The organism is Haloferula helveola, assembly GCF_037076345.1.
GTDB classification, from domain to species: domain Bacteria; phylum Verrucomicrobiota; class Verrucomicrobiia; order Verrucomicrobiales; family Akkermansiaceae; genus Haloferula; species Haloferula helveola.
The window spans coordinates 1,131,548-1,146,235 of sequence record NZ_AP024702.1; the positions used below are offsets into that span (position 1 = coordinate 1,131,548).

General features: G+C 62.2%; 8 protein-coding genes. 4 read left to right on the forward strand and 4 right to left on the reverse strand.

The window, feature by feature from the left end:
* Nucleotides 1-73: 73 nt before the first annotated feature.
* From HAHE_RS03930 to HAHE_RS03940, 3 genes are all read right to left on the reverse strand, one after another.
* Nucleotides 74-1,888: a S16 family serine protease gene (locus HAHE_RS03930; protein WP_338688792.1), complete on the reverse strand. Its 1,815-nt coding sequence runs from the start codon at nucleotides 1,886-1,888 to the stop codon at nucleotides 74-76.
* Nucleotides 1,889-2,049: 161 nt separating this feature from the next.
* Entirely contained in the window at nucleotides 2,050-3,432 is a 1,383-nt protein-coding gene (locus HAHE_RS03935; protein WP_338688793.1) for a DUF1552 domain-containing protein, read from the reverse strand.
* Nucleotides 3,433-3,440: 8 nt separating this feature from the next.
* Nucleotides 3,441-5,954, reverse strand: coding sequence for a DUF1588 domain-containing protein (locus HAHE_RS03940; RefSeq protein ID WP_338688795.1), 2,514 nt, complete (start codon nucleotides 5,952-5,954; stop codon nucleotides 3,441-3,443).
* 266 nt (nucleotides 5,955-6,220) lie between these two features.
* On the opposite strand from HAHE_RS03940, the gene HAHE_RS03945 reads away from it, so the two are divergent.
* The 3 genes from HAHE_RS03945 to HAHE_RS03955 all read left to right on the forward strand — a co-directional run bounded on the left by HAHE_RS03945 (nucleotide 6,221) and on the right by HAHE_RS03955 (nucleotide 9,787).
* Nucleotides 6,221-8,221: an FAD-dependent oxidoreductase gene (locus tag HAHE_RS03945; RefSeq protein WP_338688796.1), complete on the forward strand. Its 2,001-nt coding sequence runs from the start codon at nucleotides 6,221-6,223 to the stop codon at nucleotides 8,219-8,221.
* A gap of 60 nt (nucleotides 8,222-8,281) precedes the next feature.
* Nucleotides 8,282-9,043, forward strand: coding sequence for a hypothetical protein (locus tag HAHE_RS03950; protein WP_338688798.1), 762 nt, complete (start codon nucleotides 8,282-8,284; stop codon nucleotides 9,041-9,043).
* 66 nt (nucleotides 9,044-9,109) lie between these two features.
* On the forward strand, nucleotides 9,110-9,787 hold the full coding sequence (locus tag HAHE_RS03955; RefSeq protein WP_338688799.1) for a rhamnogalacturonan acetylesterase: 678 nt from the start codon (nucleotides 9,110-9,112) through the stop codon (nucleotides 9,785-9,787).
* A 36-nt stretch (nucleotides 9,788-9,823) separates the two neighbouring features.
* Here HAHE_RS03955 and HAHE_RS03960 read toward each other — a convergent pair whose 3' ends face one another.
* Nucleotides 9,824-11,218, reverse strand: a complete 1,395-nt coding sequence (locus HAHE_RS03960; protein WP_338688800.1) for a sulfatase — start codon at nucleotides 11,216-11,218, stop codon at nucleotides 9,824-9,826.
* 499 nt (nucleotides 11,219-11,717) lie between these two features.
* On the opposite strand from HAHE_RS03960, the gene HAHE_RS03965 reads away from it, so the two are divergent.
* On the forward strand, nucleotides 11,718-14,651 hold the full coding sequence (locus HAHE_RS03965) for a hypothetical protein (RefSeq protein WP_338688801.1): 2,934 nt from the start codon (nucleotides 11,718-11,720) through the stop codon (nucleotides 14,649-14,651).
* Nucleotides 14,652-14,688: the final 37 nt, after the last annotated feature.

Here is a 14,688-nt window from a genome sequence, read left to right on the forward strand (position 1 = left end):
AACGAACGCGAAGTTCAGGCCGCCGAGCGTCGGGCTCTCCGAGCCTCCACGCGGATTCGATACCCTTGGCGATTCACGAAGCGACGCCACTGAGCGTTTCAGCAACCCGAGCCATCAAGCGTTCGACGCGTTTGCCGTATGCAGCCGGCTTCTCGTCTTCACCGGGGCCATCGGCTACCGCCTGGCAGAGCAGCTTCGCCGCGGCGAGGTAGTCTTTGACTGCGGGATCGACGAACTTCTCCAATGTCTCCAGTTCCGCCATGGCATCCTTGGCATCGGACGCGCTCCCCGAATCGAAACCGAATTCGCTGGGATCACCCCCGAACTTTGCCCTGAAGACCTGCCGGCCGGCATTTTCGAACGTGCCGGCGGTCACGATTTCAATCTGCTGCAGCGTTCCCCTCACCGTGAGGGTTTTCGGCAGCGTGCCCCTCCCCGACTCCAGAAGGAGCCTTGCCGATAGATGGTTCGGCATCAGTTCCACCACCCTCTCGAGGCGTTTCCGGATTCCGGCGTCCGCGAGCAAGGTGGCATTGGCCTTCCGGTCGCCGGGCTTCAAGTCTTTCGCCACTTCTTCAAAGGCTGCCAAGGCTCGCGTCACCTCGCCCTTCTTCTCCATCCGTGAGATGTCGCGGGCTTCCTCGAAGTCCTCAAGCGTGAAGATCTGGATGCCAACCAAAGGATCGATACCATCGAGCAAAAGGACGTCGCGCATCTCGTCGCGGTTGCCGATCGGGATGCCGACAATCGGCAGTCCCTTGTCGGCGGCGCCCCGGATCTTGACCGCGGCACCACGGATCTTGGCGGCGGCACCGCCGATCTTCTGGACGCGCCCGTCCGCGGTCATGTCGCCGGTGCAGGCGAAATTCGGATCGACCTCTTCCCCCGAGAAAAGCGAGTCGATGAGAAGTGCGAAGGCCACGGCGCCGGAGGGTCCGTCCTTCGGTTGGAACTTGTTGCCGAAGCCGAGTTCGACTTCGTAGCCATCCGGAACGAGTTCGGGCTGACCGACCTCGTAGCGGACCCTGAGGAACTTGATCACTTCTTCCAGGCATCCGCCCATCTGGGTTCCAACCGGTTGGTTGAAGGTGAAAGCGAGCCCGTCCAGCCCTTCCTTCGGCAGCGCCGTGGCATTCACTTCCGAAGCCTGTCCGGCGAGCTTGCCCCGACCAAGCTGGCGAACCATCAGCCCGGTCACAGTGCTGGAATTCCGGGCAAACTTTTCCGCCGTCCCCCCGGGCATCGCGATCTCCCAGTCACGCGGTTTGGGTCCCCTCTCACCGGGCGGGCGCTCGGGATCGAGAAGCATCCCGGACCAGTCTGGCTTGTAGCCCGCTCCGGCGAGTTCCGCGATGTGCCCTTTGAGTTCAAGCGCAAGATCGGCGCCCGGATCCAGCCTCTCGGCGATATTCGCGATGTAGGCAGCACATGTAAGACGGTCGGGGCCGGGTTCGATCAACTTGCCGTCCGACTTCTTCATCAGCACACCTCTCCTCATCCCCCGCATACGCCCGACGCAGTCGTTCAGGCGGCGCCCGACGCTCTCCTTCTTCGCCCTCTCGGAGACCGTCTTCCCGCGTTCCTTCAACTGATCCAACGTGCTCTTGATTTTGGCATTCGCCGGATCGAGCCGTGATGCGATCGCCAGGGCGTTGGATCGCAGATCAAAATCGACACCGTCCTCTTCGTCGAAGTCGCGGGCGACCGAAACCAGATCCGCGACCACTCCCTTCAAGGCCCACTTGTCGAAACCCCTCTCATCGATCGTGATCTTGTCGGTCTCGAAGAGCTTCTTCTCGAGATTCGGCGGCCGGAAGTATTCGGAGGCGGAAGCAAGGCTGCCTAGGCAGCAAAGCCCAAGGAGAACGGGAAGAATCCGGCTTTTCATGGTTTTCGGGACTACGACGAGTTCAAGCGAACGGAAGGTTCGCAGTCGTGTAATCCGAAAAAGCCGAGGCAGGTTACAGGGGCAGGCAAAGAAACGTGCCACCCCCGGGCAAAGCCCGGATCACCTGACTCCGGCCCGAAGACCGAGATGCCCCCGGTTTCTTAGGACAGGAAGTGGCGGATCGGTCCTTCCTGGTCGACCTTCAGCGCGACGTCGAAGTCACCGTAGTGTTTGATGTCGTTGCCGTAGGCGTTGAGGATCGTGGTGTACCAGTTGCCCAGGGTCTTGTGGCCCTCGTCGTTGTAGTTCGGAAGCCGGATGTAGCGACGGCGGGCCATGCTGAGCTTCACGTTTCCTCCGGCGAGGATCATGAAGGGCACCTCGCTGCCGACGCTGTGGTGCGTCTCGCCGTTCTCCGGGAGATAAAGGATCATCGTGTTGTCGAACATCGTGCCGTTGCCCTCGGGAGACGCCTTGAGCTGGGCGACGATCCGGTTGATGACCTTCATGTGGTGGGTCCGCACCGCCTTGCGGCATTCGATCGCCGGCACGCCGCCCATGTCCTTGTTGTGACCGACATCGTGAAGCCGGATGACGGCGTCGACGAGGTCATCGTAAGGGGTCGAGAGATCGTCGAGCGTGAAGGTCGCGACGTTGGTCAGCCCGGCGCGAAGGGATGACACGAGGATGTCCGCGAACGCGAAGTGCTGCTCCGTACGGGTGTACTCGTCATTGAGAATGCGTTGTTCGATCTCGGGAACATTGGCCGCGATCCTGGCAGACATCGTCTCAAGCAGCTTGTTCCGCTCGATGAGCGTATCCACCGAATCCGCGTAGTTGCCGATCTTCTGGGACTCGATCATGTCGAGCGTCCGGTTGTCGTAGGACGCGATCTTGCCGGAAAGGAAACGGTTCAGGTTGTCCTCGGCCTTGTCATCGTTGGTCTTCTCCAACCCCGCGGCGAACAGGTTCTTGTAGGCCGCGCCCGGTGAGGCGAAGGCGTAGTTCGGCTGCATGGGACCGATCGACGACATCCCGCGCACCACGCCTTTCTGGTCGTGGGCGCTGGTCAGCTCGATGTGCTCGAAGGGAGAGGTGAACATGCGTCCCAGCTCCACATCCACCGAGGCGCGGGTGATGGTCGCGACCCGCTCCGCGGATCGTGAAACCGCCAGCGGCGACTGATACGTCGAGTGGCCCATGGTGCACATCTTGGCCGAAAGGCCCTGCAGCAGGGTGAGGTCGTCCTTGTGGTCGATGATCGGCTCCATCCACTCCGGCAGCTCGTGCCGGTCGAGATCGAGGTCGAGTGCCTCCTTGTTCTCCTCCCTCCTGCGGTCGGCGGCGCTGAGCGAGACCGGCACGAGCTCGCTCGGAAAGGTGCCGTTGCTCTTGCGCAGGAAGATGAAACGCGGAACGCCCGCGCTCACCGACGAGGAACTGCTGCCACCGACCGCCGCCTTCAGTTGCGGAATCGACGACAAACCCGCCATGCCGAACAAGCCGGCGGTAGTGGTTCTGATGAAATCTCTTCGATTGTGCATGGCGTGGTCTATTTGCGGTAGATGAACGAGTCGGAGGTAAGGATCGAAACCATCAGCTCCCGGAAGCTGCCGCCGCTGTCGAGGTAGGCCTTGTCGGCTGCGATGAGGGTCTTGGAGTCGGCGGGCGTTTCGTTGCGGCCCATGAAATAGCGGAAGACGTTGCGGATGAAAACCTGCCTCACCCGGTCGGACTTGGCGAGACGGTTGATCATGTCCGGCACGTCCTTCACCGGGCCGTCGAGGGATTCGTCACCCGTCCCCTCGAGGTAGCCGGACGGATCGACCGGCTTGGTCTTGTAGTGATTCACCATCATGCGGGTCATCGTACCGTGCTCGCTACGCGCGATCACCCGCTCGGTCTCGAGGATGTTCTCGGGGTACTCAATCGCCTCCTCGGTGCGGAAGCGCCCGAAGTCGTCGTAGCTCTCAAACGGATATCCGAGCGGGTTCATCTTCTCGTGGCACTGCCAGCACTTGCTCTCCTCGGTGACGGCGAACCGCTCGCGCAGGGTGCTGTGGGGATCCTCCGGGACCTTGGCATCGACGGTAATCGGCACGTCGCGCACGAAGCCGCCCAGCAACTTCTCCCGCACCCACTTGCCCCGCAGGATCGGATCCGTGGCGGCATTGTGGGAATGCGCCACCAACCACGCCGGATGCGTCAGCATGCCGATGCGGTTTTCCACCTTGAACGGCTGCTCCACCGGGTAGTCCCAGAGCGTGTAGTCGAAATTGTACATCTTCGGCGAGTGATCGACCGCCTCGCCGAGCAGCGGCGGATACGTTGCATCCGAGTCCTTCCGCCGCGATCCGTCCTTCCCGAAAATTGTCTCCGCCATCTCCATGTCGATGCCGAACTTCCGGTTGAAGCTCCTCTTTTTACCATCCTTCGCGGGACCAAGGTAGCCGTTGGAGAGCCCCAGCTCCTCAACGATCTTCGCGTAGTCCTTCTTGTCCCGTCCACGGGTGCCCACCCAGATCTTCCGCAGATTCGAGTAAAAGATCTGTGCCTGCTCCGTCCGCTTGCGCATCTCCTCGTTGTCGCCACTGTGGTGAACGAAGAACTTGTCGGTCGTCAGGAGCGTTTCGAAGACATCCTTGTCCCGTTCGAGCACCCACTGCACGAGCAGGTCGGCCTCCTTCGAGACCTTTCCGGGAACCCGGTAGATGTAGCTCGTCGAGACCACCCGGTGCGGATTGTAGGCGCCGACGAAGCGCTCCTCGTCCTTGAAGACATCGTAGATCTTGGTGTAGCCGAAGTAGTCTTGGAAGAACCTCAGGATGCGCGGTTTTTCGATGGATTCATCCGCCAACAGGCGACGCACCTCGCGCTCGTAGTCTACCCTCTCGTTGAGCTTGCCGGAATGGGCGGCTTCCACGAGGGCCGGGTCGGGAATCCGGTCTGTCAGGGCGTAAGCGATGGCATAACTGCCCTCGCGGGGTGTGAGCATCCTGCGACCGTGCTCGTCCGCCTCGCCGCCACCGAACTCATTTCGGTAAAGGAACTCCGGCTCCATGAGAACGGAGACCATCATCTTCTTCAGCGCGCTGACCTTGTCGCCAACCCGGATCGTCTCCCGCATGAAGGCCAGATACTCGGCAAGCTCCGCCGCGTCGGGATCACGCTGCAGCGCGACCCGGAATTGATGCGTGATCGCCCCCGAGAGAATCTCGTCGGATGACTCGCCCTCTTCCATCACCACCCGGGTGAAGGGCTCTGGAGTCGTTTTCAGGTTCCACTTTTCGTCCGGGTACTTCCGGAGGATCTGACCCGCTTCCTTCCCCTGCACCTTCTTATCCAGAACGCTTTGGTAGTCCTCAGGGTATTGGAAATGCCCGCTCTCCAACAGCGCCTGGCGCAGTTGCTTGTCGACGATCCACTTGGCATTGGACATCAAAGTGAGGAACTGCCCGCCCTCCACAATTTCGGTGTCGTAGTAGCGGACGCCGGATTCCTGCGGCAGGTTGAAGGGCTTCACGACCCCGTAGAAGGCGCTTTGCCGGGCGCGCCCTTCCAGTTCCAGCACGTCATTGACCCGCTCTTGGTAGATCAGCTCATTGATGCGCCAGCGCCGGGCTTTCGTGAAAGGTGCCTCCCCGATCTCGCCACTGAAGAGTTGGTCGTGATCGACGTAGTTGCCGTACTTGTAGTAGCGCAGCTTGTCCTCGAGCTTCGAGGCGTTGAAGACCTTCAATTCGCCCCAGATCCACTGTGCGAGTTTCTCTCGCTCCTCATCGGTCGGCTGGTCGCCATCCTTCGGCGGCATCTCGCCGCTGTAGACCTGCTCCAGCGCGTTGTTCAGCAGGTCCAGCCTCGCTCCTTGGTTCAGGTCCCCCAGATTATCGAACCGGATGCCGCCCTTCTTCAGCCCGGAGTCATGGCACTCGTAGCAGTAGATATCGAGCAGCTCCTCGGCATGCGGAGGGACCTTGAACTCGTAGTCCGCACCTCCTGCCGGCTCCGCACCCGGGGCCACGGAGCATAGTCCGGCAATCAGGAGGCTGGCGGAGAAGGATCGCATCGGGTGCATGGTGTTCAAACGAGCTAAGACCAGCGTTGTTGCGCCTGCTCATCGCTCCATTACGGCACCATGATCGACCTCTGTCAGAATTCTTTCGGCACCCGGCGCCCTTTGCAGCAGGCGTCATGCCGGAGGGTTTCGGCAGGATGAGCGCGGCACCGACAGCCGCACCCCTGCCGGGCCGGAAGTTCCGGCCGGCCGGTATCGTAGTGGTTCCGATGACCCGGTCCCTTTGCCTTGCTCTCGTCACGACAACCCTCCCCCTCGTGGCCGAAACACACGACCTCCTTGTCTATGGCGGCACTTCCGCCGGCATCAGCGCCGCGGTGCAGGCGAAGCGAATGGGAAAGACGGTCGTGGTGGTCTGCCCGGACAAACATCTCGGCGGCCTGAGCTCAGGAGGGCTCGGCTGGACTGATTCGGGCAAGAAACACGTCATCGGCGGGATCTCGCGCGAGTTTTATGCCCGGGTCCGCGACCACTACGACGAGGACTCCGCATGGAACTGGCAGACCCGCGCGGACTACGGCTCACGCGGCTTTCTCGACAGCGACACGACCTTCCCCGAGGACACCATGTGGCTTTTCGAACCTCACGTCGCGGAAGGGATCTTCGAGGACCTCGTGAAGGAATACGAGATTCCCGTGCACCGCGATGAGTGGCTCGACCGGAAGAAAGGAGTCCGCAAACAGGACGGCCGGATCGTTTCCATCTCGACACTCTCGGGCAAGACGTGGGAGGCCCGGATGTTCATCGACGCGACCTACGAAGGCGACCTGCTCGACTCCGCCGGGGTCGGCTTCACGGTCGGACGTGAAGGAAACGCGAAGTACGGCGAAACCCTCAACGGCGTGCAAACCCGGCGAGCCCGATCCCACCAATTCGATAAGCCGGTCGACCCCTACGTGAAACCCGGCGACCCGTCCTCCGGCCTCCTTCCGCGTATCCATGGGAATCCCCCCGGCGAGGAAGGAGGCCCCGACCACCGCATGCAGGCCTACTGCTTCCGGACCTGCATGACGAACCATCCCGAGAACCGCATGCCCTGGCCGAAGCCCGACGGCTACGATCCGCTCCAGTACGAGCTCGGCCTCCGCTACCTGCAGGCCGGCTGGATAGGCGTCTTCAACAAGTTCGACCCGCTTCCCAACCGGAAGACCGACACCAACAACCACGGTGGCTTCTCTTTCGACAACATCGGCTACAACTACGACTACCCCGAGGGCAGCTATGAACGTCGCGCCGAGATCATCGCGGAGCACGAAACCTACCAGAAAGGCTGGCTGTGGTTTCTCGCCAACGACCCGCGCGTGCCGAAGGACATCCAGCAGCGGATCAACCAGTGGGGACTCGCCAAGGACGAGTTTATCGACAACGGCCACTGGCCTCACCAACTCTACATCCGCGAGGCGCGACGCATGATCAGCGACTTCGTGATCACCGAGAACCACCTCCGGCGGCTCAAGCCCACTCCCCGCCCGGTGGGCATGGGCTCCTACAACATGGATTCGCACCACGTGCAGCGCTACGTCGACGAGCACGGCCACGCCCGCAACGAGGGGGACATTCAGATCAATCCCGGTGGTCCCTACCCGATCGACTACGGCGCCATTGTTCCGAAAAAAGAGGAATGCGAGAACCTCCTCGTCCCGGTCTGCGTTTCATCCTCCCACATCGCCTACGGCTCGATCCGGATGGAGCCGGTCTTCATGATCCTCGGCCAGTCGGCCGCCACCGCCGCCTGCCTCAGCCTCGACCGCAAGCTCGCCGTGCAGGACCTGCCTTACGAAGTCCTGCACGAACGCCTCGTCGCCGACAAGCAGGTGCTCGAGGACCAAAGACCCGGTGACTTCGTCGGACTGAAGTCGCTGAAGGGCATCGTGATCGACGATGAGAAGGCGGTCCGCGAGGGAAACTGGACCCGTTCCAACATCGCCGCGGGCGTCCATCGCGGCTATCAACACGACGGCGCCAAAGGCGACGGCTCGGCCATGGCCACGTTCACCGCCGAACTGGAGCCCGGTGAATACGAGATCCGGATCGGCTACACGGCTCTTGAAAACCGCGCCACGAACGTGCCGGTAACCGTGGTCACGGGCCGGGAACGGGAACAGTTCACCCTGAACCAGCGCCGGAAACCGGCTCAAGGCACCTTCCAGCCGATTGGCCGTCTCATGCTGGGAGGCGAGACCAAGGTCATCCTCAGCAATCGGGACACCGACGGCCACGTTATCATCGACGCGGTCCAGTTTCTTCCCGTGGAGTAGATCGAGAGATTCGTCGCACGTGATGTTGTGTCAGGTGGTCCTGTCGAGTATGGAATAGGAATGAATGACCCGCTGACTCCGGCCAACCGCCGCGCGTTTCTCCTGACCGGCGGAGCACTCCTGGGTGGAAGCATGCTGAACCGTTCCCACGCGGCGGAGGTGCAGGACCGGGGAGGGATGTTCATCAACTCCCAGAACCTCGACCACGACACAACGCCGGGCCAATGCGTGATGCGGGAGAGCTTCGGTCCGGACTCGAGTTATCCCTTCGAGGCCGGAGACCGGGAAATTCAGTGGTTCTATGATATGCGATCTCAGATCAGCGTCATGACCGACAATGGGCGAGCACCGTCCAGAGGACCGCATCGGATGGCGATCGTGCATGTGCTGGCGACGGCCCGGATCTATCTCGGCGAGAAGGGTGGTCAGCCCGGCCCGCTTGAAGGCTTGGAGTGGGCATTGGAACCGGTGTCTCTGGCATTCGTTGCCGAGCGTCGGGGAGACAGGATCGAGATCGAGGGTCCTGCCGGGCCGCTGACCGGTGAACGCCTTGGAATGAAGGTCGGCCTGGACTTCAAGGTCGAGGAGATCGTCGATGGGAAAGCGGTGGACTGGGGAAACTCCCGAATGCACGACCCACTTCATGGCGTCTCGGTGGCCTTCGACGCCCTCGAACCCGACTTCTCGAAGTTCGATCTCGAAGCCCCCTTTCAGGCCCTCGAGAAACGGATGAAACTCGAGCAGGGCTCCATCCGTCGCTCCACGCCAGCCGGCTCCAACAACGGAATGCACCCGATCCGTTTCTTTGCGGTCGATCGTTGATCCCGAAAGCCGAACCGGCAGGCATCAACGGCTTGCGCTCGGGCAGCGAACCTTCATCGTTTGGTAATGAAGCGCCTTCTTTGCATGATGTGGGTCACCTTGGGCATTCTGCATGCCGATGCGCCCATCAAGATCGGGCTGATCGGAGATTCGACCGTGGCCCAACAATCCGGCTGGGGCCCGGCTTTCGCCAAATGCTTCGCGGACGGAGTGGAAGTCCACAACCACGCCGTCAACGGCGCGACCCTCGACAGCCTCTCGAAGCGCCTGGACAAGCTGCTGGCACTCAAGCCCGACTACGTGCTCATCCAGTTCGGTCACAACGACCAGAAGCGCTACGACACCCAGGCCTACTCGGCCAAGCTGAAGTCCTACATCGAACGAGTCCAGGCAGCGGAGGTGACGCCCATCGTCCTGAGCTCCGTGGTGCGGCGCACTTTTGACGAAGATGGCCAGATCGTCCAGGGGATCGCCAAAACGCCCAAGTTCACCTTCAACGCCAGCCTCACCGAGTATGCCAAAGCTGCCGGGACCACCGCCAAACGGATGGAGGTCAACTTCATCGACCTCCACCACATCAGCATGGAGCATCACAACCGGATCGGGCCCGAGGAAAGCCACACCTACGACTTCAAAGAAGGCGACAGCACCCACTTCAACGCCAAGGGCGGCAAGGCCATCGCAGCGCTGATCGTGCCCGAGTTGGTGGCGATCGTGCCGGAACTCAAGGCACACCTTCGATAGGCATTCCCCACGTACCCCTTTCACCTGCGGACGCGATCAATCGCGCGCCTTCTTGCCCTTCATCGGCTCGACGCTCTTGTCAGGAAACCGCTTGGCGAGATCCCTTTTCACATCGGCAAACCGCGGATCGCCCGCGAGGTTGGTGAATTCCCCGGGATCCTTTCGATGGTCGTAGAGCTCCTCACTGCCGTCGTGGTAGCGAATGTAGCGCCAATCTTCCGAACGCACCGCGTAGTCATTGTGATGATGGGTGGTGAGCGCGGGATACGGCCAGTCGGCCTGCGGGTTCTTCAACAGCGGGACGAGACTGCGTCCATCGATCGGGTGTCCCGGTGCTTCGAGTCCGGCAAGTTCGATCAGCGTGGGATAGATATCCTGCAGGCTGACGGTCCGCTTTGACACACCGCCCGCTTGGGTCAGACCGGGCACGCGGATCATGAACAGGACGTTGGTCGTCTGTTCCCATAGCCCGTATTTCGCGAAGTGGTCCTTCTCACCCATGTGGAAGCCATGATCGGCCCAGACCACGACGATGGTGTTGTCCCCGTGCTCGCTTCGGTCGAGAGCCTTGATGACTTCGCCGAAGCACTCGTCAGCGGCGCTGACGGAAGCAAGGTAATGTCGGACGACGGGCTTCCAGTGCCCGGCTTTCTCCAGCGCGGCACGGTTCACCGGATAGGCGGCGTAGTCCTTAGCGACCGCTGGCATGTCGTCGAGGTCACCCTCGCGATAGCCTGGCGGCGGGAATCGCAACGAGTCCTCGGGATAGAGATCGAGAAAACGTTGGGGCACGGTCCACGGGTTGTGCGGGTAGCGGATGCCGTGAGCATAGAAGAACGGCTTGTCGTATTTCGCGGCCATGCGCTTGCGGGCAAAGTCGAGAAGCCGGAAATCGCTGACCCTCTCCTCTTCCACGGATCCATAGGAAAAGAGCCCGGGCTTCTTCACCGAGTCGGGAATCGGGTTGGGCTTGGCAGCCGGAGCGAACCTGCCGGCCCCGCCGTCGGCGTCGTCCCACATGAGCTTCAGGCGGGGCTTCGACGGATGCCCGTGGAAGATTTTCCCCGAAGTCATTGTGTGGAAGCCGGACTCGCGGAACAACTGCGGGATGGTGCGCACCGAGTCGAAGAGCGGATTCCTCTCCCAAGGGTGACCATTCTCGTAAACACCGGAGCGGTAGGGCGCGATACCGCTCAGGATCGCGAGTCTCGACGGGTTACACATGGTGCCCGGGCTGTAGGCACGGTCGAAGCGGAGCGCGCTCTTGGCAAAGGCATCCATGTGGGGCGTTTTCACGCCCGGGTAGTTCCCCATCATCGCCGGATAGTTATTCAGGTCGTCGAGGGCGATGAAGAGGACGTTCATCGGCCCGGCGGCCCGGACTCCCAGCGTGCAGCAGACGATCAGAACAGGAATCAGGCAGGGTTTCATGGGTTGGGGAATGTACGGGATCGCTCGGAAGCCTGGCCGGTCCGAATCATATCAATGCCATTTGCCCAAATCTTCCAAGCGTTCCGAAGTTGACGTGCTTTCTCGGGACAACTCTCAAGAAACCGAGGCCGGTTCGCGCCAAGGCCGAACCCGCTTCCAGTCCAAATCTCAAATCTGAAAACCGTCCCCGGGAAGGGCCATTCAACAGTTTCGTGACACGAAAAAGTGCTCCTTGCCCGAGCCCGTTGCATCCTTGACGAAACTGCCGATTTGCGGTGGCCTCATCGTGAACGTGTCCGTTCGTCCCCCTCCCCCCTTACCCCGTCCGAGCGAGCCGGGATGCTGTGGCTGCGGTGACGGGATGGGCCGAAGAATCCCGCCGTTGTCAGCGAGTTCGAACTGAGCCCCCGAGGCGACAATCCCCATGTCCGCAAAACGATCCAAGCAATTCGTTCTCCGTGCATCCCTATTCGGATGCGTCGCCTTCCTCGCCCCCGCAATGGCTTACGCCGCGAACTTTGTCGTGAGCTCGACCTCGGACAGTGGCGGCGGCTCGCTGCGTTCTGCGATCATGGGGGCCAATGCCAACCCCGGCCTGGACACCATTTCCTTCAACATCCCGGGTGGCGGGGTACACACGATCAACCTGCTTGCCCCACTGCCGCTCTGCGACGATCCCGTGATCATCGACGGCACCACCCAACCCGGATTCAGCACGGCCACGCGGTTGCCACGCGTGGTGCTGAATGGCGCCGGAGCCGGCGCTCTCACCGACGGTCTGGTGCTACAGGGCGGCGCCAGCACGGTGCGGGCGCTGGCCATCAATCAGTTCGACAACCACGGCATCGTCCTGGCGCTCAACGGCGGCAACACGCTCGAGGGCAACTTCATCGGAACGAATGCGGATGGCACCGCGGCCATGCCCAATGGCGGCACCGGCGTGTTCGTGCTCGATTGTTCCAGCAACACCATCGGCGGCAGCACAACCGCTGCGCGCAACGTCATCTCGGGCAACAGCGTGGGGATCGCCCTCATTGCCGTGGAAAACACATCGGCCGGCAACGTCATCCGGGGCAATCACGTCGGCACGAATGCCGCCGGCACCTCCGCGTTGGGCAACACCAGCCATGGCATCGTCATCCAGGGCGGCCCCAACACCACGATTGGCGGAACGACCACGGGCGCGCGCAACGTCATCTCCGGCAACGGCGCCAACGGCGTGTTGGTTACCGGAGCGGTCTCGGGAGGCACGCTGGTGCAGGGCAACTACATCGGCACCAATGCCGCCGGCACGGCCGCGCTGGGCAACGGTGGCACCGGCCTGAATTTCTCGGTTGCCCCCGACAATACGATCGGCGGCACGGCGGCCGGCGCGCGGAATGTGATCTCCGGCAACGCCGATGATGGTGTGGACCTGTTCGACACGACGGGCAACGTCATCCAAGGCAACTACATCGGCCTCAATGCGGCCGGCACAGGCGCGCTGGGCAATCAGGATGCGGGCGTGTCACTGAGCAATTCTCCGGGCACCGTCATCGGCGGCACCACGGCCGCGGCACGGAACGTGATTTCCGGCAACGGTCAGACCGGCACCGCGAGCGGCCAGGGCATCACGATCTCCGGGGTCTCCGGAGGCAACAATCTGGTGCAGGGCAACTACATCGGCACCGATGCCGCCGGCAACACGGCGGTCGGCAACTTCGGCGATGGAATCGCGATCGCGGAGGCCCCGGGCAACGTCATCGGTGGCACAGCCGCCGGCGCCGGAAACCTGATCTCGGGCAATGGCGACGACGGCATCCAGATCTTTCTCGGTGCCAGCGGCACGCTGGTGCAGGGCAACCGCATCGGTCCCAATGCCACCGGCACGGCCCCGTTGTACAACCTCGATGACGGGATCGCGGTGCTCAGCTCGAACAATACGATCGGCGGCACCGAGGCCGGCGCTCGCAACGTGATTTCCGGCAACGGCGATGCCGGCATCCTGCTTGAAACACCCGGGAGCGGCAATGTGGTGCAGGGCAACTACATCGGCACCAACTTGGCCGGCACGGCGCCGGTCTGGAATCTCGGCAGCGGCGTCTTCATCCTTCAATCCCCCGACAACACCATCGGCGGCACCGACTCCGCGGCACGCAACATCATCTCCGGAAACGGTGAGGAAGGCGTCGCGATTTCCGGCGCCGACGACAACCGGATCCAAGGCAACTTCATCGGTCCCGATGTCAACGGTGCCCCGATCGGGAACTTCTACGACGGCATGTTCATTCTCAATGGCAACGACAACACCATCGGGGGCGCCGCACCCGGCGCTGCCAACCGGATTGCCTTCAATGGCGACCGGGGCATCATTGTGGCCGGCACCTCGCAGGGCAACCCGATCCGCGCCAATTCGATTCACTCCAACAGCTCCATCGGCATCGATCTGAATTTCGACGGCATCACGCCGAACGACGCGAACGACCCCGACGCCGGTCCGCACAACCTGCAGAACTACCCGCTCCTGAGCGGCGCCGGCTACGACAGCGGGAGCAACACGGCCACCTTTTCCTATCGGGTCCCCTCTTCCGCGGCGAATTCGGCGTACCCGCTGCGGGTCGAGTTCTTTCTGGCCGATGGTGGGGGTGAGGGCCGGACTTCTCTCGGTGCCGACACCTTCACGTCAGGCGATTTCGGCAGCGGGCTGCAGCGGACAACGGTCGCCAACCCACCCGTAGCATTGGCGGTGAACGACCTTGTCGTCGCCACCGCGACCGATGCCAACGGCAACACCAGCGAGTTCTCCGCCCCGATCGCCGTCGGAGCCCAAACCCCGCCTCTTGCCATTTCCGGCTTCCTTCCCTCCAGCGGCCTCGTCGGGAGCAGCGTCACCATCCATGGCGCGAAGTTCACCGGCACCACCTCCGTCACCGTCAACGGCGTCGCCGCGGGTTTTGTTGTCGAGACCGACAATCGCATCGTGGTCACCATCCCGGCCGGTGCGAGTACCGGACCGATCAAGGTCACCACCGGCACCGGCATGACCACGAGCAACACCAGCTTCACGGTCCTGGTCGACAGCGACACCGACGGCATGCCGAACGAATTCGAACAGCTCTATTTCGGCGGCCCCACCGCAGGCGACCCGAATCTCGACACCGACAAGGATGGCCAAACCAACCTCGAGGAGTATCAAGCCGGCACCGACCCCACGGATCCGAACAGCGTCCTGCGCATCAAGGAAATCCGACGCGAAGGAAACAGCATCGTCCTGGTGTTCGAAGCTGTGGCCGGAAAACGCTACCGGGTTAAAGCCGGCGCCGACCTTTCGTCCGGCTTCCCGATCTCGCTTGGCATCATACCGGCCTCCGAGACCGATCAAACGTGGAACGTGACCGAAGGCGACGTCTCATCCAACCCGCTTCGGTTCTACGTCGTGGAGTTGCTCTACTGAGATGGGAGCGGCCCGTCGCTGTGCGAGTCACCGCTCA

Bases quoted from the DNA above. Each gene is read 5' to 3' on its own strand.
- HAHE_RS03950 (WP_338688798.1), top strand. From the start codon at position 8,282: ATGAATGACCCGCTGACTCCGGCCAACCGCCGCGCGTTTCTCCTGACC.
- HAHE_RS03965 (WP_338688801.1), top strand. From the start codon at position 11,718: ATGGCTTACGCCGCGAACTTTGTCGTGAGCTCGACCTCGGACAGTGGC.
- HAHE_RS03940 (WP_338688795.1), bottom strand. From the start codon at position 5,954: ATGCGATCCTTCTCCGCCAGCCTCCTGATTGCCGGACTATGCTCCGTG.
- HAHE_RS03955 (WP_338688799.1), top strand. From the start codon at position 9,110: ATGAAGCGCCTTCTTTGCATGATGTGGGTCACCTTGGGCATTCTGCAT.
- HAHE_RS03930 (WP_338688792.1), bottom strand. From the start codon at position 1,888: ATGAAAAGCCGGATTCTTCCCGTTCTCCTTGGGCTTTGCTGCCTAGGC.
- HAHE_RS03960 (WP_338688800.1), bottom strand. From the start codon at position 11,218: ATGAAACCCTGCCTGATTCCTGTTCTGATCGTCTGCTGCACGCTGGGA.
- HAHE_RS03935 (WP_338688793.1), bottom strand. From the start codon at position 3,432: ATGCACAATCGAAGAGATTTCATCAGAACCACTACCGCCGGCTTGTTC.